A 25,868-nucleotide genomic window follows, 5' to 3' on the forward strand; every position below is an offset into this window, starting at 1 on the left:
TAACTTTTCCTTTTATTATTTCTCTTAAACGTTAAATCTGAACAGCATGATGTCTCCATCCTGGACAACGTAATCTTTTCCTTCCAGGCGGATCAGTCCTTTTTCTTTTGCTGCTGTATGGCTTCCGCATTCCATCAGATCATCGTAAGATACAACCTCTGCACGGATAAATCCTCGTTCAAAGTCTGTGTGGATTTTACCTGCTGCCTGCGGTGCTTTTGTTCCTTTTGTAATCGTCCATGCACGGACTTCCGGCTCGCCGGCTGTCAGATAGCTGATCAGTCCGAGCAGCTTGTAGCTGGCTTTGATCAGTTTTTCCAGTCCGGATTCTGTTAATCCGAGATCCTCTAAGAACATCTTCTTCTCATCATCATCCAGCTCTGCAATCTCCTGTTCAATCTGTGCACATACAACAAATACTTCACTTTGCTCTTTTGCTGCGTATTCTCTTACTTCCTGCACGCCCTTGTTATTTGCTCCGTCATCTGCCAGATCATCTTCTGCAACATTTGCTGCATAAATAACCGGTTTGTATGTCAGAAGATTGTAGCTCTTTAACCACTCTTCCTCTTCTTCATCTTCTGCTCCGTCAAATGTCTTCGCAAGACGGTTATCTTCCAGATGTGCTTTGATCTTCTCTAACAGTGCAAGTTCTTTCGCTGCTGTCTTGTCATTTCTTGCAACTTTTGTAGTCTTTGCAATTCTACGCTCCAGGATCTCCAGATCAGAAAAAATCAGTTCCAAATTGATCGTCTCGATATCCCGCAGTGGATCTACACTTCCGTCTACATGTACAATATTGCTATCCTCAAAACATCTGACAACATGTACAATTGCATCTACTTCACGGATATTTGCGAGGAACTGGTTGCCAAGTCCCTCTCCTTTGGATGCTCCCTTAACAAGACCCGCAATATCAACAAATTCGATTGCCGCCGGAATGATCTTCTTTGTATGATACATCTCTCCCAGAACATTCAGTCTCTCATCCGGCACGGTAACGACGCCGACGTTCGGATCAATCGTGCAGAACGGATAGTTTGCGGACTCTGCTCCTGCTTTTGTTAATGAGTTAAATAATGTACTTTTTCCTACATTTGGAAGTCCTACGATTCCTAATTTCATTTTCTCTATTTCCTCCTATAAATCCTTTGATTTCAAGGGATTTCAGCATACTTATTTTTGCAAGTGGGCCATTTAGTGGGCCATTACATTGCCATAAGCGCTTCTGCTACCAAGTCCATTTCTTTTTTCTTTTCTTCCTCAGTAGTATGAACATATAAGTTCATCGTAATTCCAATATTCGAATGGCCCAGTAACATCTGAAGTGTTTTCGGTTTCATTCCTGCTTCAATACATCTGGTAGCAAACGTATGTCTCAAGATATGCATCGAAAATTTTGGAATTTTTGCTTTATCACAGATTTTAAACAGTGCTGTATCATATGTACTGTTCTTGACAGGTGTTCCTTTTCGACACAGAAACACAAATTCTTCCCATTCTGTTGAAATTTCTGAAATCCTCTTATTCTTTTCTTTTTGTTTTTTTAGTATAGCAACCGCTTCTTCTGTTAAAGGTATCGTCCGGTAACCTGATTTACTCTTTGGTTCTCCGATACGCCACTCCTTTGCACTGTAACGATATTCCATACTTCTGCGAATCTGAATTGTTTTGGATTTAAAATCGACATCTTCCCATTTCAATCCTACCAATTCGCCTGTTCGCAATCCGGTTTGTAGTATAAAACGATACTGATTTTCATAGCTTTGATTTTCTGCATATTGTAAAAATGTTTTTTGTATGTCTCTTGTTAAAGCAACTTTCTTCTCAGATGGCTTTCCCATATCACTTTTCACAGATTTTTTACAGGGATTGCTACACAAGACTTCATTTTCTTTTGCATACTCAAACATGTTGTATAATGCAATTCTTGCCTGATAAATTGTAGATGTGCGATACTCCTGATCTGCCATATCATAAAATATTTTCTGACAGTGAAGTGGTTTCACGTCTGATAGTGGCATCTCCCCAATTACCGGTTTAATATTTTTAATATATCTCTCCGTATAATTGCGAACAGTATTGGAACGGACTGTTTTCTTTTTTATCCCAATCCAATAATCAAACCATTGATCGACCAGCATATTTGATGGCATTGAAATATCACTGTGTTCATCCACATAAGTCGCATCTGCAATCCATGCTCTGCACTCTTGCAGCTTTTTGAATCGTTTATGTTTTCTCTTTCCAAACCGATCTACAAATCTGGCTGAGTATAATCCCGTACTTTCCTGGGATATTCCCTTGCCAAGTTCTTTGCCTTTTAAATCTTTTCCCATATTTCAGCTCCTCTCATAAGAAGCCCTAATACAGTACCTTGTATTATACCATAGCATCTTATTTTTGTGAATATTCATTTTCATCTCCTGTCATTCCTGTCATTCATTTATATTTATATTTCCACACTTTCCGAAATGAATTTTTCAAATTCTTTTCTCTTTACAAGTTTTTTCGTGCCTACGTAAAGCACAAACGGACATCTCGGTTCTTTCAAAAGACTACTTATTCTGTTTTGTCCGATATTACTGTATTCTGCTGCCTCTTCAATTGTAAGAGCCACTTTTTCACATATCGCAACATGTTGTTTGCTCATAAAATCCTTTCCTTATTGTTTAACGTGCGTAGCATTCACTTCTATCCGCAATACGCACGATCATTCTTTGTATTCAACAACGTTTTCGCTTTCTCCATTTTCATACTTGCAATCGCTTCTCGTTTACTTGTGCCTCCAACATACATTGGTGTACACATTTCTAAAATACGGTCATAGATACGTCTTTTTTCTAACATGGTCTCGCTTTTTATTTCTTTCAGCGGAAGATTGGTCGTGATGATCAAAGGTCGCCCCGAACGGATTCTGCGGTCTATGACGCTAAAAATAATTCCTAACGCATATTCTGAATTTCGTTCCACTCCAAGATCATCAATAATCAAAAGCTGATACGAAGCCAATGCATTGATATATTCCGTTTTGTCTGCCAGTGGAAATATATCATCGATAATGGTATTAAAATTTGTCATCTTTACCGTTACTTCTCGTTTAAGAAGTTCATTGGCAATACACCCGGCAATAAAACTTTTTCCAGTGCCAACCGGACCCCAGAATAAACAGCCTATATGGTTTCTTTTCATTTTCTCCCAGTTATCAACATAATTTTTTGCCTTATGCATGACCGCATCTGACATATCTGCATTCTCAAATGTCCACTCTTCCATTCTGCTCTCGTCAAAACAGATGCTTGTATTTCTGTTGACTAATTCCCGGTGTTCTTTCTCTTTAAAATATTTTTGTTCTTCTTCATACGCTTTTCTGTCACAGGCACATTGCCTGGAATGTTTCTTCATTCCCATAAATCCACCCTCAGGAAAAAATGCTTCTTTCGCTTCCCCACAAACTTTGCAGTATTGCAAACCATCACTGCCTACACATACGGTATCTTCTTCTCTCATCACAAACTCTCTCCTTCCCCATAGCAATAATTTACTTCATGATATTTATTACTTTTATATTTCTCAGTTACTTTACTAGGTGCCACATTTCCGACTCCTGCACAGCCATTTTTACAACTAGATGATGGTTGCTTTTCCGACTCTGTTGTGGTCATCTTTTCAACCGCCTTATCGTCAACCGGCTGTAAACCGATCTCATCAGATGGAATTTTCACATATAAATGATTAGGTTTTGAAAATCCACCGGATCTGCGAACCAATAGTCCCACATCATCTAATTCCTTCAACGCTGTTTTTACAGAAGATTTGCATTTATCGATTTGAACAGACAATTCTTCTATTGGAAATATCAAATAAACATTTCCATACTTGTCTATCCAGCTATTCTTTCTCGATATCCGCGCCCGGTCATACAAAATCATATAAAGAAATTTTGCAGTTTGAGAAATTCGCAGCTTTAATAAAAACTTCGGAAACTGGAAGTACTGAAGCATCTGCTCTGACTCCTTCATGTATTCATATTTCATTCTTTTCTCGCCTCATTTCTGTTTCTAACTGTTGTAAAAATCATTTTTATGCCGGCTCAAAAATGTCCTTACACATATTCAAAAGATGAAGGGCATAAATACAGGTTCTTGATAAAAATTTTTTTATTTTTTCCTGTCCAAAATACCCTTACATAAAACGAAACGCTGAGAGGCATTTTTACAGCCCCCTGATGAAAATTTTTTTATTTTTTCGGTTAATTGAATATTTAAAAACAAAAAACACTCACCTATTCCAGGTGAATGTCTTATCAAAATTTTCTTATTTTGTTGTCTGTGACGCTTATTCAGAAACGCTTGCGTATCTGCTAAAATGTAATTGCTTGCAATTATATTTTCACGTGGGTATGGGGACGTAATCCCCATCAAGTCTGCTACTCGTAAGTAATACAAAATTGTCAAAATGACAATACTGTATTACACGGGTGGATCTTGCTCTGATTGTAACGCATGAATTCATACAATAATAGGCCCAAATGGGTACTTTCACCATTTGAGCCTATATATTATATGTCTTTTGGATAATAGCTTAAAAAGTAGCTGTCTAGACGGTATGTTTTTATCGTAGAATTGATTTTATGGAAAACGCTGTCAATTTGTTAGCTTTCATTGCAGATTTGTTTTAATATCTATTCTCTGATAATTTGCATTATGAGAAGTTTCAGGATGGAACTGTAAAATGTATTGAGGATGAGATTCCGTTTGAGATACCGGAGGGTTGGGCGTGGTGCCATTACTCGGATGTGATTGAACTATGTTCAGAACAGGGCTTAACTCCTGATCGATACAATGACACTGGCGAAGGTATTCCGTATATCACAGGAGCAAGTAATCTTGAACATGGAAAGGTTATTATCAATCGTTGGACTATTACACCTACAACGCACGCAACAATATGCGATCTTCTTCTGACGGTTAAAGGATCTGGCGTGGGAAAGATGGCTTTTTGTGATATTATTGATGTCCATATTGCAAGGCAACTGCTCCAGATATGGTCTGCCGTTTGTTGCAAAAGTAAACGGAAACTTAAATTCTCCCCATGTACCAATCTGATATTCGGCATCTTCTTTACGGATATTTCTCGGATAATCTTTCCCTTGATAATCAATTACAGATGGAATATCCTTATGTTCAGCTTTCGCCTCAATAATACCGACAAGTTTTGTTCCCACAAACAGCGCATAATCTGCTTAGCCTTTTTTGCTGACAGTGGAATCTGTTGGCCATTCAGCAATCGCCATGTTACAACCTTTCGCAAGTCTTGCACCTTTTGAGTAACGGATTTCCTGCGTATTTGTTCCCAGCCAACCTGACGAAGCTGCTCATCAATCATATATCGAGTTTCCGCCTCGGACTTCTGTCGCTGACTTGTCATTTTACTAGCCTGTTTCAAACGAACTTTCTTATCTACCTGTTCAGCCTGTTTAGCACATGCAATAGCCGCCTTGTAAGCTCTTCTTCTTTTTCTTCTTCCTAGGCTTTATTCAAAACAACAATCTTTTTTGTTTTATCTTCTTCCTTTACAGGCATAACAAAATTCTGATGCTGGTAATTCCAGTCACCATAAGTCTGCATAAACCATTCGGACAAACTGTATACCGTCTGTAAAAAAATGGGACAATCTGGACTTTCAGAATAATTTTCATGAACAGCTTTATTTCTTGCTTTACGAAGTGCATGTAAAATATCAGTTAAATCTCTCGTTAAGAGACCTTCTGAAGATAATACATTGATTCGATTCACTGCAGAATTATCATAAGGAATAGGAATTTTATCATATGTAAACATCAAGTTTACGATTTTTTCTCCAATCATTCCCAATTTCATCAAGCACGAGTTCGGATCTGTGTAACAATACTGTTCAGCCAAATTTCCAAAATTCGCTAAAACCGGAAATTCTGTTTCTAAGAATTTAAAATTGAAAGCCATTTAATACGTCCCCCTTTTGTTTATCGTATGTTTTGATAATAAAATATTATCAGAACATCATTGGTAAAAATTAAAATCCTATACGAGCCCTAATATCATTTAACCACTCGCCTTTATGTTTAAAGAATCCCGGACCTGCAATTGAATATTTCTTTCCTGATATGAGTTTTGCAGCAGCCGTCAACGACATTTCTTTCCCTTGATACTCCACTTTTCTGTCCCCAACAACCTTGCACGTAATACTTGAATCCTCATAATATTCAATTTCTTCTCCAACAGAAATCTGACATTTCGTAAAAGAAAAATTCTCCGCTTTTCATGGCTCTCGGTGTCAATTTCCTGTTCCAACTGTTCCTCCTGTGCTTCTATATCACTTGGAACAACTAACTTTAGATTCTCCTTGCAATCATGAATTTCTGCCATAGCCTCCAAAATTGCGTATGCTTCTTCTGGCTTCATTGCGTAGAATTCACGCACTCTTTTCTGTCCATCAAATTCGTCAACAGAACGTAAATCTTTGCCACAATGTCAAGTGATGAATAAAAAAAAGACAAGCACCATCAAAGAAAAATTTCTTTCACAGCACTTGTCTTTCTCTATTATATTATCGTTATAAAAACTCCTACTTGAATGCTTACAAACTGTTCTTCAAAATCTCCAACACCTCATCATGTTTCAGCACCTTATATCCTCCCTCCATGATAAATGTTCCGTTTGCGATACCCTGCAACATTTCTTCTGTCACTCCCAGCTCATGGAGATTCATTGCAAGTCCCAGTTCTTTCATCCAACCTTCCATACAGGAAAGTCCTTCTCTTGCAATCTGTTCATCAGATTTTCCGACAGGATCGACCTCCCACACATTCACAGCAAAACGGCAAAACTTGCTAAGACCATAAGGCATAATATACTGATAGTAAGGAAGTGACACCGCAGAAAGCGTCATTCCGTGAGTTGCATCTGTATATGCTCCTACTGCCTGACCAAGCATATGAACCATCCAGTCGGTACTTTTTCCTCTGGAGACAAGCGTATTCAGCGCCCAGGTTGCAGCCCACATGATATTCGACCTTGCCTCATAGTCCTCTGGATTCTGAATGGCAATTCTCGAACTGTGAATTACCGATTTCATCAGTGCCTCGCTGATATAATCGCTGGTATTGTCGTCCTCCCCAGAGAAATACTGCTCACAGATATGATTGAAGATATCATAAATGCCGGCTACCATCTGCTCTTTCGGCAATGTGAAAGTGAATTTCGGATTCAGAATTGCAAACTTCGGCATCACAGCATCTCCAAACACATGACCAATTTTCATCTTTTGATCATGATTCGTAATTACCGCACCTCCATTCATTTCGCTTCCGGTTCCCACCATAGTCAATACACAGCCAACAGGGACAATCTCACAATCCGGCTCCTCAAAGCGGATATAATATTTCTCCCACGGATCTTCATCACAGTGAACAGACACGGAAACCGCTTTTGCATAGTCGCAGCAAGAGCCGCCGCCTACAGCCAGCAGAAAGTCCACCTGATTCTCTCTGGCAATCCGAACACCCTCCCTTAATTTTTCTATTGTGGGATTTGGCATCACGCCTCCATCCTCAACGACTACCTTTCCGTTATCTTTCAGTAATCTCATAACCTGACTGTAAATACCATTTTTCTTGATAGAACCGCCACCATAAATCAACTGAACGGTTTTTCCATATTTGGGAAGCTCCTCGTTCAAAAAACAAAGAGAATCCTCTCCAAAGTAAAGTTTTGTTGGATTTGAATACGAAAAATTTCCTAACATAATGTTTTTCCTCCTTAATCCTGATAGATTTCTTTCGCCATGCGGAATGCTGCCCATGCTTTCGGCCAGCCAGCATAAAAGGCAGCGTGTGTCAAAATTTCTGCCATTTCTTCTTTTGTAACACCGTTCTTTTTTGCTTCTCCTATATGAAAGGCAAGAGAACTGTCCAGAACACCGCTTGCCATAAGTGCTGTTACTGTGACAATGCTTCTATCTCTTGCAGGAAGCTTATCTTCTCGTGACCACACTTCTCCAAACAGCACGTCATCATTCAGTTCCGCAAATTTTGGTGCAAAATCACCCAGGGCATCTCTGCCCGCTGTTACCTTTTTCATGATCTGTCTCCTTATTTTAGCTTACTGTATTCTTCTTCCTTCACCGGTTCCATCCATTCATTGGAACTTCCTTCTGCCGGAACTTCTACCGCCAAATGAGAAAACCAGCTATCAGGAGCAGCGCCATGCCAATGCTTCACTTCTGGTGCAATATTGATGACATCACCGGGTTTCATCTCCTGAGCCGTTTTTCCCCACTCCTGATAATATCCACGTCCGGCAGTGCAGAGCAAAATCTGTCCGCCTTTGTGATGAATATGCCAGTTATTCCTGCATCCTGGCTCAAAGGTTACATTTGCAATTCCAACTCTTTCCGTTGTCAGCATGGACAGGTAACTCTGTCCAACAAAATATTGTGCATACGCATCATTTTTCTCACCCAATGGGAATATCTGTTTAAATCCTTTTTCTGTCATGAATTACTCTCCCTTCAAGAATTAAAATAGTCTAAAATCTCTTGCATCCTTGCAACCTGATCCACATGGAACGGGCAGCGTTTGTTACAATGCCCACATCCAACTCACAGACTTTTTACCCATGCTTTCAATTCTTCCTGAGACAACAAGCCATTCAGCATTTTTCCTTTCATCAGGATAGCGCCAGGACAGCTCGGTGCAAGTTTTTCATTTGTGCTTCCCATGCCGCTGCCGCCAGAAGTAGCAAAAGGAACGATGGTTTTGCCTGAGAAATCATAACTCTCCAAAAAAGTATTAATAATCGTTGGTGCAACATACCACCAGATAGGGAATCCAACAAACACCAGATCATACTGATCCATACATTCCAGCTTCCCGGCAATTTCAGGACGGAATATCGGATCACTCATCTCCACACTGCTGCGGCTTTTTTTATTTGTCCAGTCCAGATCGGCACTGCTATACGGTACCTTTGGCTTAATCTCATACAGGTCTGCTCCTGCCGCTTCCGAAAGTTTCCACGCTGCCTTTGCAGTCACACCGCTTGCTGAAAAATAGGCTACCAAAATTTTCTTACTCATAGTAATTTCCTCCGTAAATTATGTTATTGAACTTATTATAAATGAATCTATATCACCTGAAATGTTTTCCATTTTCCGGACTTCTGCCTCCAGAAGAAAATGACCGCCCGAATGCTCCAGTCACAAACCATTGCAATAGCAATCCCGATCACGCCCATTTTCAAAACAATTCCCAAGAGCCATGATAAAAGCAGACGCACTGCTATTGTAGATATAACCGAAACATACATGGTAAATTTCACATCACCCGCTGCACGCAGCCCATTACTAAGCGCACCGGAAAAGGGATATGCTGCTGCATTAAACACGTTATGGATTAAAACCAGCCAGATTACAAGCCGTTTGGTCTCCGGCTGCAAAGCATAAAATTTCATAAAGAATGGAGTCAGAAGAAAAATCAAAAGATTCCATGCCGATGAAAGCAAAATTGTAATCCTTGCCAGTTTCTTAAAATAATCATCCGCCGCCTTTGTATCCCCATTTCCCATACACTGTCCAATGACCGTTATAAATACAGGACCCATAGCGACTCCCGCCAGCGCAGCCAACGACCAGATACTTTGTGCAACACCATTTGCAGCAATCTGATATGTTCCAAAAAGTGCAACGATACCGCTTAATGCTACTTTGACTAACTGGAACACACCGTTTTCCATCCCATTTGGAATTGCGATTTTTAGAATTTGTTTCATGAAATCCACATTCCACCGAAAAATCCACTTGCAGCGATAGAACACTTCATTTTTTCTCTGAAAACAAAGTACTGTAATCATCACGGCTGAAAATGTCCGAGCAATCAGTGAAGGGTATGCAACACCTGCAACACCTGCACGCAAAACAAATACACCAATGAGATTTCCAATAACATTGATGATATTGGAAATTACCGACAAATACATGGTCACACTGGTTTTTCCAATACTGCGAAAAAGGGCGGCCCCGGCATTGTAAACCGCCAATGCCGGATAGGAATATGCAGAAATCCTAAGGTATGTAATACAGGAGCGCATCACAGAATCTTCCACCTTGCCAAACATCAGACGGAGCATTCTTTCATTTCCAAGCAGAACTATCACTGCGATCAATATGGTAAAAATCGTAGAGAATGATAGAAGTTGACTGGCGGATTCTCCAGCGTCATCATTTTTCTTTCTACCGATATATTGGCTGATCACAACCGCCCCTCCGGATGCCAATGCTGTAAACAGATAAATAAAAATAGTATTGAACTGATTTACCAATGAAACACCGGATACCGCTGCTTCTCCGGCGTAGCTGACCACCAGTGTGTCCGCCATCCCTACAAGCATTATCAGCAGCTGCTCTAAAAACAGGGGAATAATCATAGCCTTCAAACTCTTATTTGAAAACAGAACCGTTTGCTGATCCATGTCTTTTCCTCCACTAAGATTTTACAATTTATTCCTTTCTTCTGCTCTGTGAGGTTATCTTTCTGATTCCTTTCACAGCATAAAAGCTGATAAAAACCCATAATCCCATCATTGCGGTATACTCTGCAAATACAAAAACTGCACTCTGTTCAAAATCAAAAAACACAAACTCCTGCTTAAGGAACATATAGGAGACAATATTTTGCTTATGGAAACAGTACGCTCCGTATCCCGCAATAAAAATTGCTATAAAACGCATCAGCCATACAAATGTAGCAGAGGTTTTCTTTCTGTTACAAAGTCTGCGGAACAGTCCAAGAACCATGCTCCAATGAAATCCTAAATGAATACTCATCAGCACAAATCCCCAATAAGATGCCGCCAGGTGCATGGTTCTCGCTGTTGCCATCGGTCCTTGAATGGGTAATCCCGCAAAAATGTGACGGGACAATACAATTCCACTGAACCCCAAACACAGCATAGAAATAAGGACACTGATATTGATGAGCGTCTGCATTGCCCGCAGCAGGGTATATTTCCCTTTGAACAGGCTACCATACCACCGGATATTCAGAATGTTATGTAGCAAAAACAGTACAAGCATCCCTGTTCCAAACCACTCATGAAGCTTCTGTCCGATAATTTGATAGGACATTAGAAGAAACAGCAGCACTGTCATCAGGAAGTCAATTCCCATTTTAATTTTCATTTTTGCCTTCAAATAGCATCTCCTCCTTCCTGTGTCCATATCTGATATTCTGGTTATTCTTCAAAATTCAAGCCAAGACCGTTTACCCATTCCATCACTTCATCTTGGGAATCACTTCCGCTTAGGCGTTCACCAGAAAGCCACTGTGCTCCGGTTGTAAGCTGTTCCAGGTTGACTGCACTGGAGCCCATACCACTTCCTCCGGATGTACAGAATGGTACAATGGTTTTACCGGAAAAGTCATAGCTCTCCACGAAAGTGCTGACAATTCTCGGCGCTTCTCCCCACCAGATAGGGTATCCGATGAATACAATATCATATTGTTCCATATTCTCCACACTGCCGGAGATAGCAGGACGGGCATCCGGATCATTCATCTCAATGGTAGTGCGGCTGTTATTATCATTGTAGTCAAGATCTGCATCGGTGTAAGGTTCTTCCGGAACAATCTCATAAATATCCGCATTCAGACCGTTTGCGATATGCTCTGCCACGCCTTTAGTAGTCCCCGTTGCAGAAAAGTAAGCAACCAAAGCTTTATGATTCTGTACATCCTGATTGTCCGTATTCTCCATATCTGTACCGTTTTCCGCAGATTCAGTATCAGCTTTGCTTTCCACAGAAGTATCTTCTGTAGACGGCTGCTCTGTCTGGCTTGCAGAGTTTCCACAAGCTGCAAGTCCCAAAATCATAGTCAAAGAAAGTAAGATAGTGATTGCTTTTTTCATTATAAATACCTCCATCTAAATCGCAGCCTTTTTATCTTTGTGACAAAAATCCTTGCTGTGCCATCATTTCCGGTACCTCCGGGTAGTGGCAGTAGGGAGGCCGGTAAAAGTCTGCGTTCATTCCTGTCCAGTCTCCAACCCGGCTATTCCAGGGGCGTTCCCTCAGATATACGGCGTATTGCTCGTCATACTGCTTCAGCAGTCCAGTTAGGTCGGAATTATATTTTTCCTCAAAGCAGACCGCTTCCTTCGGCAGGCGGGGTTTCTGTCCAGGTTCTTCCGCCGGATACCCCACGCACAAGCCAAGCATGGGCACAACATATTTGGGCAGGTTCAGTTCCCGTATCGCCTCGAAAGCATGAAGCCGGATGTCTCCAATCGGTACGGTGCCCAGACCAAAGGATTCGGCGGCAACCACCGCAGTTTCCAGAGCGATTCCTACCTCGTTTGCCCCAACAATCAGGTTGTCGATCTGGCTTACAACGGAATCAAACTCCTGACCGTTTTCCTTACAAGCCTGCCAAGTGCGGTAAAAGTCTGCGCAAAACACCAGAAAAACAGGAGCCTGCGCAATATGTTTCTGACCGCCGCACAACTCCGCAAATTTTTTCCGTCGTTGCTGCTCCTGCACGACAATAACGGATATGTGTTGGAGATTTACCCAGTTCGGAGCTGCCTGCACTGCCTTTAAGATTTCATCTAGTATTTCCTTCTCTATTGGTCTGTTCTGATACTTTCGGATAGACCGATGCGATAATAAAGTTTTCATTATTACTCCCATTTAATTTTTCACTTCCTTTTATTGTTATTTTTTTATTTTACAGATCATATAATCGATTGCATCAAGTGACTGCTGCTTTTCATGTACCTCATCAAGCAATTTGTACCGATATTTTCGCAACATCCTCATCTGTATTTCTTGATCTTCACATCCTGAAATTTTTGCGATTTCTTCTTTGCTTAATCCCGCGTTTATAAGGGAATTATAATCCGGTTTCATGAAATGGCTCTCCCTCCTAAATAAAAAATGTAGGTGTCGAAATTGAAACTACCTGCTTCATCTCTACACCTACATTATAATTTTTTGCTTATATTATATCAAATACCTAGTTTTTATGGCTTATCAATGCCTAAAAAGCATTGAATATGTTTGATGAATTTTGTGGTTGCTAAGCTAAACGGCTGACCACGTTTCCATGCTAATACACTTGTTGCTGTAAGTGGCGGATCAAGCGGTCTGAATGTAACCTTTGATTGATCCCAGAAGGGTACAGCCCCTTCAATCACCACTGAATATGCCAAGCCTCCATTCACCATAATTGCGCTGTTCGTACTTAAATTGCTGGTAAAAACAATATTCAGTTTCTCATAGCAGTTGCCAAACCAACTTGCCAACTCACTCTGCACATTCATACGCCTTGGAAGAATCAAAGGCAGTACAGACAAATCTTTTGCGGTTACCGTTTCTTTCTTGGAGAGTGGATCATCCGATCTCATTAAAACCACCCATTTTTCCCTTATATTCAAGCGAATAAACTCATATTTTTCCATATCAATCGGCTCAAGAAGCAAACCAATATCCAGTAGTCCTTTATCCATTTGTTCCTTCACCAAATCTGCTGTGGCTGTAAAAATGTCAAAAGTAACACGGGGATATTTCTGACGAAAGGACTCAATTATTTTAGGAAGAAGTTGTACAGCCGCAATTTCTCCACACCCAATGGAAATTTTACCTTCCACCTGTTCCTCTTGCTCCACCAGTTCCTTTTCTGTCTTATCTACAAGCTGCAAAATTTCTTCCGCACGACGGCGAAGAAGTATTCCTTCATTTGTCAATTTGATTTTCCGCGTCCCTCTATCAAACAGCTTTACACCAATATCTTTCTCCATCTGTGCAAGCTGACGGGAAAGTGTCGGCTGCGTGATATGTAAAACTTCTGAGGCTTTTGTAATGCTTTCTTCCCTTACTACGGTCAGAAAATATCGAAGAACTCTAATTTCCATCAGTAATACCTCCTATATCTTCCATGCTTAATAAGTATATTTTAACGTATCTATACTTGAAAGGCAATAAAAAACATCTGCTCATTGTATGCTTACCGGTAATGTAACTTTATGTAAAGCTTGATAAGGGGCTGTTGCACTAAATGATATGCTCCCTTCTAGGTAGACAAGTGAAATAATAAAAACTTGTCACTTAGGAGGGAGCATATTTTATGTCTAAAAGAAAAGTATCTGTTGAGGATAAGATATATGCTGTAAATCTATATCTGGATGGAAAAGAAAGCCAACGGCGAATTGCCGATATGTTTGATGTAAGTCTTGCATCTGTCCAACAATGGATTCGAAACTATGAATCTATGGGAGCAAATGCATTCACATTGAAAGGGAATAAAAAATATTCTAAAGAATTGAAACAACAAGCAGTCTTAGATTATTTAGCATGCTATGGTTCTCAAAATGATATTTGCAAAAAATACGGGATCCGTTCAAAAGGTAAGTTACAAACTTGGATAAAGAAGTATAATGGTCATGAAGAATTAAAATCTTCTGGAACAGGAGGAAGCATTGTCATGACCAAAGGAAGAAAAACCACTTTTGAAGAACGGGTTGAAATAGTACAGTATTGTATCGCACATGATCGTAATTCTGCCCAAACAGCAGAACAGTTCTTTGATGAATTTCTCCGTCAAAGCTGCTTTTGCATGATCAATAATCATGTCAATGCACCGGAAGTGATTTGCCGTTTCGATCACATCATCCACATTCAGCACTTCTTTTTCTACGCCAATACTATTAGTTTCAAAGGTATATCTGGTTTGATCATGTGTCAGGCTGCTTCTCTCCATATGGTTAGAGTTATAGGTCAAATCAATCTGTGTCTTATGATAAATCCCACCGGAGTAGTTACTTGCCTTCTGCTCTTTCAGAATATCCAACAGAGTAATCTGTTCTTCTTTTCTTTTGTTAGTGCGCTCTGGTTTCTCTGCATTTTCTGGAATGTTCCATCCCTTGTAGTTTCCATATGTCTTAAATACCGATCCAATCTTCCAAAGGTGTAAATAAGGTGTAAATTCTACGTTTTCATCAAAGAACTCCAATAAAATCAAGGATTTTGCCCCGTCCCTTAAACACTGCCGTGACAAGCAAAAGCAAATTATAATACAGCAACGTTCTGTTTTTTGTTCCCTTCTTCCAATTCTATACTAGAAATACAATATCAGCACACGCTTTGAACAGAAAAAGGCTCATGATCATGAGCGAAAATGAAAGCAAAATTTATTAGATGATACAACATACTATGCCTTTCAAATTCCAGTTGCATAATCATATTGCATTCTAAACGTCATCTATTTTTCTTTGTAATACTTGTCAAAAAAAGAAGCGCCTAGATGAGCGCTTCTCCTTACCATATTAGGACTTCGATCAAAAGTCAGTGGGCCACAAAGTGGGCCATTTTTCAAAAACTTACATGAATTTATATAGAGTTTTATCCAAGTCGGAAATCCGCTAAATGCTCTAGCTATCAGCATTTAAAGGCATCTAACAACTTATAAGGATATTTATGAAATCGGTCTCGCAATAACGATTCCTAGTTTCATAATTTTATATTCTCCTTTTTTATCCTTTGGTTTCAGGATTTTTATTAATCTTTTTCTGCTATCTCATGTTCTTTCAAAATAAAAAGAAACCCTAATATAGCAATTTATAGATTATCACACCAGGGTTTCAAATTCAATGTAAATCCGCTATTTTCCCAGTAATTGTTAATGAAATCACGCATAAAATTTTATTTCCTTTCTCCCTTTAGCAGCCTTTTTCTTACTGCGAATATCTCTGGGCATACTCTTTATTTGTTCCATAACCTTTCTGGCTTCATCGTCCAACTGGGTAGCAGACATTTTCGATATCTCTTTTTGCAATTTTAGCATTTAAGGGATATCATGCTTTGTATCCTAGTATCCCTTCTCTGACACTTTTCTATATTTAGGATACGATTTTATATCCCTTTTCCACAATTTATTATTTAAGGGATATCATACTCTGCGTTCTGATATCCCTTCTCTAACTATTTATTATAATTGAGATATGATGTTGTATCTCTTTCCGCAATTATATATTAAAAAAGATACTTCAACTTAATTTCTGGTATCCCTTCCCGGCAATTATACCACAAGGGGATACAAAAGCTCATCTTGCCATATACCTTTCCCGACAGTTCCTGCCATAGGGATATAAAAACACATCTTACAATATCCCTACTCGGTAATTCCTGCCATAATAGATACAGCACCCAAGATTTACTTAACATCTTAATCTTAATCTTGTCCTTTATCCTTGGTCTCCATCAAGATCACGATTCCGTTCATAAAGCTAATCTTCACTTCATCTTCGATCCACTGATTGCTCACACACAGACTGTCATATGGACTCAGTATATGATCGGTGAGCGGATACTTGGCGCCCTCGATATTGAAATGATATACTTCCGCGCCAAGTGGAAATACTGAAAAGAACGGACCATACGCCTCATCTTTTTTAATCACAGTATCTCCGTCGATCAGCCGGATACGATTCTGCGGATCTAGGATCTGTGCCTCCACACCTGCCTGAAATGGAATTGCAAGCGACTGTATATTTGCCCAGAGATGATCGATCCTGCCGCCAGTTGCACCAAGAATAATCATCTCTTTGCACCCCAGTGTCATTGCGAGACGAATTGCGATTTCTGTATCTGAAGCATCCTTCACCGGATTAAATTCACGGATTGGAACATCTGTCTCGTCACGGTAATATGTGGCAATCGTCTGATCCACACTGTCAAAATCCCCTACGATATAGCTCGGCATAATCTGATGATGGTATAAAAATTCCATTCCCCGATCCACACCGATCACACATCCTGCTTCCTCCCTCAAAACAGAAAGTGTAAACTCCTCGTTCAGCTCTCCCCCGCTGACGATAACGATTTTCTTATTCATAATCCTTTAAAATCTCCATAAATTTCTTTGTATTTTCACCCGGATCTCCGCCAAATACAGCTGAACCCGCTACGATAATATTTGCTCCGGCATCCAGCACTTCACGGACATTTGTAAGATAAATACCGCCATCTACTTGAATATCCACCTGAAGTCCCTGTTCATTGATCATGGCACGGATCTTGCGGATCTTATCCAGCGATTCCGGAATGAACTTCTGACCTCCGAATCCCGGATGCACACTCATTACCAGTAACATATCCACTTTCGGAAGAAGATGTTCGATTGCTTCTGCCGGTGTTTCCGGGCAGATGGATAAGCCGACTTTCATGTTGCAGTCACGAATCTTCTGAATCGTTGCTTCCACATCCTCACATGCTTCCAGATGAATCGTTACGATATCTGCTCCTGATTTTTCAAATTCTTCGATATAGCGGATTGGTTCTTTCACCATCAAATGCGCATCCATCACCTGTCCTGTCACATCATGAATGGATTTTAAAACCGGCATTCCAAAAGAGATACTTGGCACAAACATTCCATCCATTACATCAAAATGAATATATTTTGCCCCATTGTCTTCTGTCAGTTTCATCTGTTCCCCCAGGTTCTTAAAATCTGCCGCCAAAATGGACGGTGCTAAAATGTACTCCATGTCTAATACCTCCTCTTATTCTTCAGTTCCTCATACATTTCTTTATAATCTTCATAACGGACTTCGTGGATCTTCCCGGATTCTACCGCTTCTTTTATTGCACAGCCCGGTTCGTGTATATGATCGCATCCATTATATTTGCATCCACCTTCATAAGGTTCAAATTCCGGAAAATAATATTTCAGTTCTTCTTTTTCAAAATCATTCACATACAGAGAACTAAATCCGGGGGTATCCATAATATAGGATTCCTCATCTATCGGGAACAACTCAGAATGTCTTGTTGTATGTTTTCCACGTTCGATCTTTCGGCTGATGCCTCCGGTCTCCATATTCGCTTCCGGCTGTAAAATATTAATGATCGAAGATTTACCGACTCCTGATGGTCCGGCAATCACTGTTGTCTTTCCCTGTAGCAGTTTACGGATCTCTTTGATATTCTTCTCTTCTTTTGCACTTGTAAAAACACACGGATAACCGCAGTCACGATAAATGCTCTCAATCTCGGCAATCTGTTCTTCGCAGGCAATATCTTCTTTGTTAAAGCACAGAACAACCGGTACACCTTTGCTTTCCATCATTACGAGAAAACGGTCCAGCAGATTATAGTGCGGACTCGGTTTACACACTGCAAATACGACCAGTGCCTGGTCGATATTGGCAACTGCCGGACGTATCAGTTCATTCTGACGTGGCAGGATCCGAATGATATTTCCCAGTTTTTCTTCTTTATCCAGAACTTCCAGTTCAACATTATCACCAACCAGCGGTTTAATCTTGTCTTTTCTGAAAATTCCTTTCGCTTTACATTCATAAACACCGGATTCTACTACGTGAACGTAGTAGAATCCGGCAATTCCTTTTACAATCTTTCCATTCATATTTTCTGCAATCTGTCCTTATCTGCTAGTTATCGCCCTGTTTTCCGTCATTGTTTCCACTGTTGCTTTCCGGTTTTGGTCCAAGGCTTAAGACATAGCGGATGGTTGATCCTTTGGATACTTTTCCGTAAGAAGGAGTCATGGAAATAATCGTTCCTTCTTCATAATTACTACTGTACTCGCTCCGCTGTTTGCTTGCATTCAGTCCATTCTCAGAAGCCCAGCTTAACAGTTCTTCTTCATCACTGCCACTGAAATTCTGGACAGTGATCTTATCCTCCGGTTTCTTTCCTTTGCTGACAACAATATTTACTGTTGATCCGGCATTTACTTTGTTACCGCTGTACGGAGACTGAGACACAACGTAGCCTTTTTCCGTCTCATCACTGTACTGGTAAGTAACCGTCCCAACTTTCAGTCCTGCTGACTTGATCGCAGACTGTGCTTCCGAATCTGTCTTGCCTACAAGACTTGGCACAGAAATCTTCTCAGAGCCTTTGCTGACTTTCATTACCACTTCCTGATCTGCAGTTACACTTGTTCCTGCTGCCGGATCCGTTCCAATAACTTCGCCCTCATCATACTGGCTGCTATATACAAACTGGGAAGTTCCAACCGTAAGACCTTTTTCTTCCAGTGTGCGCTGCGCTTCGGATTCATCCATACCGGATACATTCGGTATCTGGATCGTATCTTCTATCTTCTTTGAAGATACAACAATATTAATTCTTGTATTCTTCGCTACTTTTGTTCCGGCTTCTGTCTTCTGCTCGCAGACTTTACCTTTTTCATATTTATCAGATTCTTCATATGTGACATGACATCCAAGTCCTTTTTTGTTCAGCGCTGCTTTTGCATCTTCTTCTGTCATTCCAACAACATTCGGAACTTTTACTTTGCTGTCTGTCTCTTCTGCTGTAACTCCGGAATTAAATCCTTTGAAGATACCGGTAGCTTTGCCGATTGCAAAGACAACAACGAACAGAATAATGATCACGACAACAACCATAAGAATCTTCATAAGCTTACGCATACCTGGATTTACATCTTCGCCGCCTTTTTTCTTGCGGGACTTTTTCCGGTCATATACATCATCGTCATAATCATCGTCTCCGTAACCTTTGCTGCCATAGCCTTTGTCGTCATAATCATCATCGTAGTCTTCATCATCATAATCATCGCCATAGCCTTTGTTGTCATCGTAATTGTCATCGTAATCCTCGTCGTCATAATCATCATCATAACCACTACGGATATCGTCCAGTTCTTCATCCGTGATGATCACGGTATCGGCATTGCCAAGCGGCGGGATCACTACGAAATCTCCATCCGGATCTACCAGTGAACGTTTCAGATCCTGAATCAGCTGTGTTGTATTCGGATAACGGCGTTCTCCGTTTTTCTGTGTACATTTTAAAATAATCTGTTCCAGACTGTACGGAATATCCGGAACCAGTTCTGACGGCGGTGTGATTTCCTGCTGCAGGTGTTTCATTGCAACAGATACGGTCGAATCTCCGTCAAACGGTACCTGACCGGTTGCCATCTCATACAGCGTAATACCAATCGAATAAATATCACTCTTCGCATCACTGAATCCGCCTCTTGCCTGCTCCGGTGATGTATAATGTACTGAGCCCATTGCGTTCGTACTGATCGTATTCGATGTAGTAGCTTTTGCAATTCCGAAATCTGTTACTTTAACTTTGCCGTCTCTGGAAATAATTACATTCTGCGGTTTGATATCGCGGTGAATGATATTTGCCGCATGTGCTGCACCGATACCGGTGCACATCTGTATTGCGATGCTGATAATCTCTTTGTGAGATAATCTGCCCTTTCTTTCAATATACTCTTTCAGCGTGATTCCTTCGACCAGTTCCATAACCATATAATACAGTCCCCGGTCCTCGCCTACATCATAGACATTTACAACGTTCGGGTTCAGAAGTCCCGCTGCGGACTGCGCTTCTGTCCGGAATTTACGGACGAAATTCTCATCTTCCCGATATTCTTTCTTCAATACTTTGATCGCAACATAGCGATTCAGCATCGTATCTTTTCCCTTATATACATCCGCCATTCCACCGGCGCCAATCTTGCTCAGCACCTCATAACGGTTACCCAGAAATATTCCGTCTTTTACCATACGCTCACCTCATCTGCAAGTGGCTCTGCCATAACCACCCCTATATTATCTCTCCCGCCATTACTGTTCGCTTTCTCTATCAGCATATGAACTGCCTCAACAATATCTCTGGCTCCCTTAACGATGTCAAACATGTCCTCATCTTCTACCATGTTGCTGAGTCCGTCTGTACACATCAGAATGATGTCTCCCTTTCTCAGACGATATTCATAAATATCTGCTTCTACATCTTCTTTCACACCGATCGCCCTTGTGATAATATTCTTATCCGGGTGATTCTTGGCTTCTTCTGCTTTGATTCCTCCAAGTCTTACCATCTCTTCTACAAGAGAGTGGTCTTTGGAAATCTGTTTGATCTTATCATTGATCAGATACAGACGACTGTCTCCTACATTTGAAAAATATAATGTATTACCGATAACAGTAGCAACAACCAGTGTTGTACCCATTCCTTCCAATTTCACATCCGACTGCGCTGCTTTAATAAGCTCATGATTGGCAGTTATTACTATCTCCTTAAGGATCTCTTCCGGCTTCTTAAGCACTGTCTTCTCCAGTTCTTCATGGAGTACTTTTACTGTATATTTAGACGCAAAATCACCGGCTTTATGGCCTCCCATTCCATCTGCGACTACCAGAAGATTCGGGAACGGTCCCACCGGTTTATCTGTTACATATACAAAGTCCTGATTGACTTCTCTTTTTCTACCCACATCGGTCATTGCATATATTTTCATCTAGTTCTCCTTTTTCGCGGTTTTATAACGTCGTCTTAACTGTCCGCAGGCTCCGTCAATATCTGAGCCTCTTTCTCTTCTAATAGTAACATTTATTCCGTTTTTTTCAAGTTTATTTTTGAAATCACGGGCATTTTTGCCATCCGGTTTCTTAAAATCACGTTCCCGGATTGGATTAACCGGAATCAAATTCAGATGACAGTTCCGGTTTTTTAACATCGCTGCCAGCTCCTTCACATCCTCGTCCTGATCGTTGACATCCTTTACAAGACTGTATTCAAATGTAACTCTTCGTCCTGTTTTTTCAAAATAAACGTCACAGGCTTTCAGCACGTCCGTCAGTTCATATTTATTCGCAACCGGCATCAGTTTCTTACGCTTCTCCTGATTAGAACCATGCAAAGAAAGTGCAAGTGTGATCTGCAGTCCTTCTTCGGCAAGCCGCAACATATTCGGGATGATTCCGCAAGTTGATGCCGTAATATTTCTCTGACTGATATGAAGCCCGTGTTCATCACTGATCATATGTACAAACCGTACAAAATTATCATAGTTATCTAACGGTTCGCCACTTCCCATGACTACGATATTCGATACCCGCTCCCCGGTGATCTTCTGTATCGCATAAATCTGTCGTAACATCTCTGATGCTGTAAGATTCCGTTCCAGTCCATCTATTGTCGATGCACAGAAACGACAGCCCATACGGCAGCCTGCCTGCGATGAAATACAGACTGAATTGCCATAGTTGTATTTCATCAGAACACTTTCGATCATATTTCCGTCATCCAGTTCAAACAGAAATTTCTCTGTCGGATCCATTTTGGAAATTTGTCTTTTTACAACCGAAACCTGACGGATTTCATATTCTTCATCCAACTTTTCTCTGAGATTCTTTGGAAGATTGGTCATCTCTTCAAAAGAATCCACCAGTTTTTCGTGCAGCCAGGAATAAATCTGTTTCCCGCGGAAAGACTTTGTACCGATCCGGTTCATTTCCTCTGTTAATTCTTCATAATTATAAGATGCTATATCTTTTTTACTCATGGTTCTCCCTCTGGAACATAGCTATATAAAAGCCGTCTCCAATGTCAATTCCCGGAAGTATCTGCTTCTCTTTTTGCAAATGAAATTCCGGATGTTCTTTTTGAAACCAGGCTGTATTATCTTCATTTTCAGCTTTATGAATGGTACACGTACTGTAAAGAAGCTTTCCACCCGGTTTCACATATTCACATACTACTTTTAAAATCTCTCTTTGTAATTTAACCAGCTCTTCCTGCATCTTTGGTGTCATCTTATAACGAAGATCCGGTTTACGGCCAAGAACACCAAGTCCGGAGCAAGGAAGATCCGCAATTACAATATCCGCATTTTCCACGGATTCCGAATCCTTTACCGTCGCATCCTGCACTCTGGCGCAAATGTTCGTAAGACCGCTCCGCTCTATATTCTCCTGCAACAGTTCTACTTTGTATTCCGTCAGATCTCTTGCTTCCACCATGCCCGTTCCATCCAGTTTTTCTGCAAGATGAATGGATTTGCCACCGGGCGCGGCACACACGTCGATGATCACGTCTCCGGCTTTTGGATCTGCCCATTCTGCTACCTGCATGGAGCTTATATCCTGCACATAGAATTCGCCATTCCGGAAAGCCTGTAATTTCTCCAGGTAATCATATCCGGAAATATAAAATACATCCTTCATCTGTGTTTCCGGTTCTACGATAACGCCTTCTGTCTCCAGACGCTTCACAAACTCTGTTGTGTCACCAGCTTTCGGGCTCTTGCGGATAGTTGTCTTTTTATTTTCCAGAAACGCCTTTCCCATCGTCTCTACTGTATCTGCATCGTATACTGCAAGCCACTGTTTTACAAGCCACTCCGGCAGCGAATATACAATCGACAGATAAGTTACCATATCTGTCTTATCCGGTAGCTGTATGTCTTCCCTGTTCCGGCTTATCGTCCTTAAGACGCCATTGACGAAACCTTTCAGATTCACAAATCCTCTTTTCGCTGCAACTTTCACTGCTTCATTGCAGACTGCACGATCCGGTACACTATCCATATATCGCATCTGGTAAACACTACTTCGTAGGATCGTACGGATCACCGGTTTCATTTTATTTACTTTTACTTTGGAAAACCGGTTCAGTATTGCATCAATCTCAACCATATGCTCCAGTGTTCCGTTGACGACTCTTGTAATAAAAGCCCTTTCTTTTTTATCCAGATACTGGTACTGATCCAGTACATTTTTTAAGGCAATGTGACTGTACTGCCCGTCTCTTGTGATCATAAGCAGTGTCTCAAGTATGAGTTCACGGCTGCTTACTGATGATGCCATACCTGTCCTCCTACATATCTTGTCCTATACCGATCAGTCTCTTCTAGAATTGGAGATCATGATCAGTCTTAATAACTGTAAAATTGCGGAAGCTGCTCCTGCGACATAAGTCAGGGCTGCTGCCGTCAATACTTTTCTTGTTTCTCTTACTTCATCCGGATATAACATTCCGGTATTGCCAAGAATCTTAAGTGCTCTTCTTGACGCATTAAACTCTACCGGCAGTGTTACAATCTGAAACAATACTGCCATTGAAAATGCAATCACACCAAGATTCAGAAACAGCTGGGATGTCTGGCTGTTCATGATCAGTCCAATGATGATAAGCGGCCAGGCGATCGAACTTCCAAAATTAGCAACCGGTACAAGCGCACTACGGATAGACAGCGGTGCATATCCTCTTGCATGCTGGATCGCATGACCACATTCATGAGCTGCAACTCCGATTGCTGCAACCGATGTCTGCTGGTAAGTTGCATCGGATAAACGAAGTACTTTTGATCTCGGATCATAATGATCCGTCAGATTACCTGCGACATATTCCACTCTTACATCATAAATACCTTCTCTGTGAAGAAGCGCTTCTGCCGCTTCTTTTCCTGTCATTCCCGAGTGACTGCGCACGCGGGAATATTTTGAAAAAGTCGAATTCATCTTTGCCGAAGCAAGAAGACAAATAACAACTCCGATCATTACAAGGATATATGTTGGATCATAAAACATTGGATAATACATAGTAATTCCTCCTTAAAATTAAAGAACCGTTCCTGTTTCCATCTGATATCCCCTCAGAAATGCTGCTGCATCCATTCTCTTTTTCCCTGGGATCTGCAGTGCAGTGATCTTCAGAAGTCCGTCTCCTGTCTGTACAAAGAATCCGTCTTTTGCGACTTCTACTACTGTACCGGCAGCCTTATCTGTCTGCCCTTCTGCTACTTCTGCTTCCCAGATCTTCATTCCTTTATCATTCTCATTCCATCTCGTATACGCACTCGGCCATGGATTCAGTCCACGGATCAGTCTCTCAATTTCTTTTGCAGACATCTTCCAGTCAATCTTCCCCATGTGCTTATCGAGCATTTTCGCATAAGCGGTCGGGCTATCACCCTGTTTTTCAGGCGTTACCGTTCCGGCTTTTAATGCATCTAATGTCTCTACGCATAACCGTGCTCCGGCTTCTGCCAGTTTATCATGCAGACTTCCACCCGTCTCTTTCTCATCCAGCGGAATCTCTACTTTCAATAACATATCTCCGGTATCCAGCCCTTCATTCATCTGCATGGTCGTTACACCGGATACTTTCTCTCCATTGATCACTGCCCACTGGATCGGTGCAGCGCCGCGATAACTCGGAAGCAGCGAAGCGTGCACATTCACGCATCCGTACGGTGTCATTTCCAGTATCTCTTTTGGTAAAATCTGACCAAATGCAATAACCACCATAATATCTGCATTGTATTTTCTTAATTCTTCTATACATTCCGGCTCGCGGATTCTCTTCGGCTGATAGACCGGAATATTGTGGGCAACTGCCACTTCTTTCACCGGTGTATACTGCATCTTGCCGCCGCGTCCCTTTGGTTTATCCGGCTGCGTTACGACAAGTGCCACTTCGTGTCCCGCTTCAATGAGTGCCTCTAATGTTCCTACGGAAAAATCCGGAGTCCCCATAAAAATGACTTTCATTAAACTTCCTCCTCATATGGCTCCACATCGTGAAGTCCGCCTTCCACAAGGTCAACATACATCTTACCATCCAGATGATCGATCTCATGGCAGAAAGCTCTGGCAAGAAGTTCTTCTCCTTCCAGTACAATCTCTTCCATGTCTTCGTTCAGTGCTTTTACTTTGACATAATTCGGTCTTGTCACAAGTCCTGCTTTTCCCGGAACACTTAAGCATCCTTCTTCTCCGGTCTGCTCACCGGAAGTCTCCAGAATCTCCGGATTAATAAGGACGATCGGTCCTTCACCGATATCAATTGTTACGATTCTCTTTAAAATACCGACCTGCGGTGCTGCAAGGCCAACTCCCATCGCCTCATACATCGTATCTAACATATCGTTGATCAGAATCTTTGTACGAAGTGTCATCTTCGTTACTTCTTTACATGGTTTTGTCAGGACCTCATCGCCTAACTCACGGATTTTTCTAATTGCCATCTCTCTT

Annotated in this window: 28 protein-coding genes and 2 pseudogenes; 1 reads left to right on the top strand and 29 read right to left on the bottom strand. The window is 41.1% G+C overall.

Translation table 11 applies throughout. From position 1 onward, the window contains the following. Positions 1-24: 24 nt before the first annotated feature. From ychF to DWY31_RS09375, 18 genes are all read right to left on the bottom strand, one after another. On the bottom strand, positions 25-1,125 hold the full coding sequence (gene ychF / locus DWY31_RS09290; protein WP_021859910.1) for a redox-regulated ATPase YchF: 1,101 nt from the start codon (positions 1,123-1,125) through the stop codon (positions 25-27). A gap of 83 nt (positions 1,126-1,208) precedes the next feature. After that, a complete protein-coding gene (locus tag DWY31_RS09295) occupies positions 1,209-2,339 on the bottom strand; it encodes a tyrosine-type recombinase/integrase (RefSeq protein ID WP_118520207.1) in 1,131 nt (376 codons plus the stop codon). Between the two features lie 113 nt (positions 2,340-2,452). Then, positions 2,453-2,653, bottom strand: coding sequence for an excisionase (locus tag DWY31_RS09300; protein WP_117538234.1), 201 nt, complete (start codon positions 2,651-2,653; stop codon positions 2,453-2,455). A 41-nt stretch (positions 2,654-2,694) separates the two neighbouring features. Further along, a complete protein-coding gene (locus DWY31_RS09305; protein ID WP_118520208.1) occupies positions 2,695-3,510 on the bottom strand; it encodes an ATP-binding protein in 816 nt (271 codons plus the stop codon). After that, entirely contained in the window at positions 3,510-4,037 is a 528-nt protein-coding gene (locus DWY31_RS09310; protein WP_118520209.1) for a replication initiator protein A, read from the bottom strand. The genes DWY31_RS09305 and DWY31_RS09310 overlap by 1 nt, the downstream gene beginning before the upstream one ends. A gap of 788 nt (positions 4,038-4,825) precedes the next feature. Beyond that, complete coding sequence (locus DWY31_RS14175) at positions 4,826-5,227, bottom strand: hypothetical protein (protein WP_243060510.1); 402 nt, start codon at positions 5,225-5,227, stop codon at positions 4,826-4,828. 301 nt (positions 5,228-5,528) lie between these two features. Further along, entirely contained in the window at positions 5,529-5,984 is a 456-nt protein-coding gene (locus tag DWY31_RS14180; RefSeq protein ID WP_243060512.1) for a DUF4145 domain-containing protein, read from the bottom strand. Between the two features lie 180 nt (positions 5,985-6,164). Next, positions 6,165-6,407: a hypothetical protein gene (locus DWY31_RS09325; protein ID WP_147364901.1), complete on the bottom strand. Its 243-nt coding sequence runs from the start codon at positions 6,405-6,407 to the stop codon at positions 6,165-6,167. Positions 6,408-6,618: 211 nt separating this feature from the next. Further along, positions 6,619-7,785 (bottom strand): iron-containing alcohol dehydrogenase, encoded by a 1,167-nt coding sequence (locus tag DWY31_RS09330; protein WP_118520213.1) that lies wholly within the window; start codon positions 7,783-7,785, stop codon positions 6,619-6,621. Between the two features lie 14 nt (positions 7,786-7,799). After that, entirely contained in the window at positions 7,800-8,120 is a 321-nt protein-coding gene (locus DWY31_RS09335) for a carboxymuconolactone decarboxylase family protein (RefSeq protein ID WP_015561020.1), read from the bottom strand. Positions 8,121-8,131: 11 nt separating this feature from the next. Further along, positions 8,132-8,536, bottom strand: a complete 405-nt coding sequence (locus DWY31_RS09340) for a cupin domain-containing protein (protein WP_015561019.1) — start codon at positions 8,534-8,536, stop codon at positions 8,132-8,134. Between the two features lie 104 nt (positions 8,537-8,640). Continuing rightward, a complete protein-coding gene (locus tag DWY31_RS09345; RefSeq protein WP_118520215.1) occupies positions 8,641-9,117 on the bottom strand; it encodes a flavodoxin in 477 nt (158 codons plus the stop codon). A 47-nt stretch (positions 9,118-9,164) separates the two neighbouring features. Beyond that, positions 9,165-10,508, bottom strand: a complete 1,344-nt coding sequence (locus DWY31_RS09350; protein WP_118520217.1) for an MATE family efflux transporter — start codon at positions 10,506-10,508, stop codon at positions 9,165-9,167. Positions 10,509-10,536: 28 nt separating this feature from the next. After that, entirely contained in the window at positions 10,537-11,229 is a 693-nt protein-coding gene (locus DWY31_RS09355; RefSeq protein ID WP_243060514.1) for a DUF4405 domain-containing protein, read from the bottom strand. 41 nt (positions 11,230-11,270) lie between these two features. Beyond that, a complete protein-coding gene (locus tag DWY31_RS09360) occupies positions 11,271-11,945 on the bottom strand; it encodes a flavodoxin (protein WP_118520221.1) in 675 nt (224 codons plus the stop codon). 31 nt (positions 11,946-11,976) lie between these two features. Next, positions 11,977-12,726, bottom strand: coding sequence for an NADPH-dependent oxidoreductase (locus DWY31_RS09365; protein ID WP_118520223.1), 750 nt, complete (start codon positions 12,724-12,726; stop codon positions 11,977-11,979). A 24-nt stretch (positions 12,727-12,750) separates the two neighbouring features. Continuing rightward, the gene (locus DWY31_RS09370) at positions 12,751-12,945 is read right to left on the bottom strand and encodes a hypothetical protein (RefSeq protein ID WP_118520225.1); all 195 of its coding nucleotides are present in this window, start codon (positions 12,943-12,945) and stop codon (positions 12,751-12,753) included. A gap of 113 nt (positions 12,946-13,058) precedes the next feature. Then, positions 13,059-13,949: a LysR family transcriptional regulator gene (locus tag DWY31_RS09375; RefSeq protein WP_118520227.1), complete on the bottom strand. Its 891-nt coding sequence runs from the start codon at positions 13,947-13,949 to the stop codon at positions 13,059-13,061. Between the two features lie 212 nt (positions 13,950-14,161). Here DWY31_RS09375 and DWY31_RS14520 point away from each other — a divergent pair. Next, positions 14,162-14,464, top strand: a pseudogene (locus DWY31_RS14520) (helix-turn-helix domain-containing protein); the annotation flags it as partial. 135 nt (positions 14,465-14,599) lie between these two features. Here DWY31_RS14520 and DWY31_RS14525 read toward each other — a convergent pair. The 11 genes and pseudogenes from DWY31_RS14525 to def form a co-directional block, all read right to left on the bottom strand. Further along, positions 14,600-14,992: pseudogene (locus tag DWY31_RS14525) on the bottom strand (cell filamentation protein Fic); the annotation flags it as partial. A 1,272-nt stretch (positions 14,993-16,264) separates the two neighbouring features. After that, positions 16,265-16,927 (bottom strand): thiamine diphosphokinase, encoded by a 663-nt coding sequence (locus DWY31_RS09390; protein WP_118520229.1) that lies wholly within the window; start codon positions 16,925-16,927, stop codon positions 16,265-16,267. Continuing rightward, positions 16,920-17,582 carry a ribulose-phosphate 3-epimerase gene (gene rpe / locus DWY31_RS09395; RefSeq protein WP_021859622.1) on the bottom strand — a complete coding sequence of 221 codons (663 nt, stop codon included), beginning with the start codon at positions 17,580-17,582 and terminating at the stop codon, positions 16,920-16,922. The genes DWY31_RS09390 and rpe overlap by 8 nt, the downstream gene beginning before the upstream one ends. A 2-nt stretch (positions 17,583-17,584) precedes the next feature. Beyond that, positions 17,585-18,463 carry a ribosome small subunit-dependent GTPase A gene (gene rsgA, locus DWY31_RS09400; RefSeq protein WP_118520231.1) on the bottom strand — a complete coding sequence of 293 codons (879 nt, stop codon included), beginning with the start codon at positions 18,461-18,463 and terminating at the stop codon, positions 17,585-17,587. Between the two features lie 25 nt (positions 18,464-18,488). Continuing rightward, positions 18,489-20,612 (bottom strand): Stk1 family PASTA domain-containing Ser/Thr kinase, encoded by a 2,124-nt coding sequence (gene pknB, locus DWY31_RS09405; protein ID WP_118520233.1) that lies wholly within the window; start codon positions 20,610-20,612, stop codon positions 18,489-18,491. After that, positions 20,606-21,349 (bottom strand): Stp1/IreP family PP2C-type Ser/Thr phosphatase, encoded by a 744-nt coding sequence (locus tag DWY31_RS09410; RefSeq protein ID WP_021859619.1) that lies wholly within the window; start codon positions 21,347-21,349, stop codon positions 20,606-20,608. The genes pknB and DWY31_RS09410 overlap by 7 nt, the downstream gene beginning before the upstream one ends. Beyond that, entirely contained in the window at positions 21,350-22,396 is a 1,047-nt protein-coding gene (rlmN, locus tag DWY31_RS09415; RefSeq protein WP_021859618.1) for a 23S rRNA (adenine(2503)-C(2))-methyltransferase RlmN, read from the bottom strand. It lies immediately after the preceding gene. Further along, entirely contained in the window at positions 22,389-23,699 is a 1,311-nt protein-coding gene (gene rsmB / locus DWY31_RS09420) for a 16S rRNA (cytosine(967)-C(5))-methyltransferase RsmB (protein WP_118520235.1), read from the bottom strand. Before rsmB ends, rlmN begins: the two co-directional genes overlap by 8 nt. 33 nt (positions 23,700-23,732) lie before the next feature. Continuing rightward, the gene (locus tag DWY31_RS09425; protein WP_117538223.1) at positions 23,733-24,434 is read right to left on the bottom strand and encodes a zinc metallopeptidase; all 702 of its coding nucleotides are present in this window, start codon (positions 24,432-24,434) and stop codon (positions 23,733-23,735) included. Between the two features lie 18 nt (positions 24,435-24,452). Then, complete coding sequence (gene fmt, locus DWY31_RS09430) at positions 24,453-25,385, bottom strand: methionyl-tRNA formyltransferase (protein WP_021859615.1); 933 nt, start codon at positions 25,383-25,385, stop codon at positions 24,453-24,455. Then, positions 25,385-25,861 carry a peptide deformylase gene (def, locus tag DWY31_RS09435; RefSeq protein ID WP_021859614.1) on the bottom strand — a complete coding sequence of 159 codons (477 nt, stop codon included), beginning with the start codon at positions 25,859-25,861 and terminating at the stop codon, positions 25,385-25,387. The genes fmt and def overlap by 1 nt, the downstream gene beginning before the upstream one ends. Positions 25,862-25,868: the final 7 nt, after the last annotated feature.

Source organism: Dorea sp. AF24-7LB (assembly GCF_003478575.1).
Taxonomy (GTDB): domain Bacteria; phylum Bacillota; class Clostridia; order Lachnospirales; family Lachnospiraceae; genus Dorea_D; species Dorea_D hominis.

What these genes read in the sequence shown, in the direction of transcription:
- DWY31_RS09365 (WP_118520223.1), bottom strand. Translation starts at nt 12,726, where the DNA reads ATGGGAGTAATAATGAAAACTTTATTATCGCATCGGTCTATCCGAAAG.
- DWY31_RS09360 (WP_118520221.1), bottom strand. Translation starts at nt 11,945, where the DNA reads ATGAAAAAAGCAATCACTATCTTACTTTCTTTGACTATGATTTTGGGA.
- DWY31_RS14180 (WP_243060512.1), bottom strand. Translation starts at nt 5,984, where the DNA reads ATGGCTTTCAATTTTAAATTCTTAGAAACAGAATTTCCGGTTTTAGCG.
- DWY31_RS09305 (WP_118520208.1), bottom strand. Translation starts at nt 3,510, where the DNA reads ATGAGAGAAGAAGATACCGTATGTGTAGGCAGTGATGGTTTGCAATAC.
- DWY31_RS09375 (WP_118520227.1), bottom strand. Translation starts at nt 13,949, where the DNA reads ATGGAAATTAGAGTTCTTCGATATTTTCTGACCGTAGTAAGGGAAGAA.
- DWY31_RS09295 (WP_118520207.1), bottom strand. Translation starts at nt 2,339, where the DNA reads ATGGGAAAAGATTTAAAAGGCAAAGAACTTGGCAAGGGAATATCCCAG.
- DWY31_RS09390 (WP_118520229.1), bottom strand. Translation starts at nt 16,927, where the DNA reads ATGAATAAGAAAATCGTTATCGTCAGCGGGGGAGAGCTGAACGAGGAG.
- DWY31_RS09425 (WP_117538223.1), bottom strand. Translation starts at nt 24,434, where the DNA reads ATGTATTATCCAATGTTTTATGATCCAACATATATCCTTGTAATGATC.
- rpe (WP_021859622.1), bottom strand. Translation starts at nt 17,582, where the DNA reads ATGGAGTACATTTTAGCACCGTCCATTTTGGCGGCAGATTTTAAGAAC.
- pknB (WP_118520233.1), bottom strand. Translation starts at nt 20,612, where the DNA reads ATGGTAAAAGACGGAATATTTCTGGGTAACCGTTATGAGGTGCTGAGC.
- DWY31_RS09330 (WP_118520213.1), bottom strand. Translation starts at nt 7,785, where the DNA reads ATGTTAGGAAATTTTTCGTATTCAAATCCAACAAAACTTTACTTTGGA.
- DWY31_RS09325 (WP_147364901.1), bottom strand. Translation starts at nt 6,407, where the DNA reads ATGGCAGAAATTCATGATTGCAAGGAGAATCTAAAGTTAGTTGTTCCA.
- DWY31_RS09310 (WP_118520209.1), bottom strand. Translation starts at nt 4,037, where the DNA reads ATGAAATATGAATACATGAAGGAGTCAGAGCAGATGCTTCAGTACTTC.
- rsmB (WP_118520235.1), bottom strand. Translation starts at nt 23,699, where the DNA reads ATGGCATCATCAGTAAGCAGCCGTGAACTCATACTTGAGACACTGCTT.
- DWY31_RS09345 (WP_118520215.1), bottom strand. Translation starts at nt 9,117, where the DNA reads ATGAGTAAGAAAATTTTGGTAGCCTATTTTTCAGCAAGCGGTGTGACT.
- DWY31_RS09350 (WP_118520217.1), bottom strand. Translation starts at nt 10,508, where the DNA reads ATGGATCAGCAAACGGTTCTGTTTTCAAATAAGAGTTTGAAGGCTATG.
- rsgA (WP_118520231.1), bottom strand. Translation starts at nt 18,463, where the DNA reads ATGAATGGAAAGATTGTAAAAGGAATTGCCGGATTCTACTACGTTCAC.
- DWY31_RS09335 (WP_015561020.1), bottom strand. Translation starts at nt 8,120, where the DNA reads ATGAAAAAGGTAACAGCGGGCAGAGATGCCCTGGGTGATTTTGCACCA.
- def (WP_021859614.1), bottom strand. Translation starts at nt 25,861, where the DNA reads ATGGCAATTAGAAAAATCCGTGAGTTAGGCGATGAGGTCCTGACAAAA.
- ychF (WP_021859910.1), bottom strand. Translation starts at nt 1,125, where the DNA reads ATGAAATTAGGAATCGTAGGACTTCCAAATGTAGGAAAAAGTACATTA.
- DWY31_RS09370 (WP_118520225.1), bottom strand. Translation starts at nt 12,945, where the DNA reads ATGAAACCGGATTATAATTCCCTTATAAACGCGGGATTAAGCAAAGAA.
- rlmN (WP_021859618.1), bottom strand. Translation starts at nt 22,396, where the DNA reads ATGAGTAAAAAAGATATAGCATCTTATAATTATGAAGAATTAACAGAG.
- fmt (WP_021859615.1), bottom strand. Translation starts at nt 25,385, where the DNA reads ATGAAAGTCATTTTTATGGGGACTCCGGATTTTTCCGTAGGAACATTA.
- DWY31_RS09300 (WP_117538234.1), bottom strand. Translation starts at nt 2,653, where the DNA reads ATGAGCAAACAACATGTTGCGATATGTGAAAAAGTGGCTCTTACAATT.
- DWY31_RS09340 (WP_015561019.1), bottom strand. Translation starts at nt 8,536, where the DNA reads ATGACAGAAAAAGGATTTAAACAGATATTCCCATTGGGTGAGAAAAAT.
- DWY31_RS09410 (WP_021859619.1), bottom strand. Translation starts at nt 21,349, where the DNA reads ATGAAAATATATGCAATGACCGATGTGGGTAGAAAAAGAGAAGTCAAT.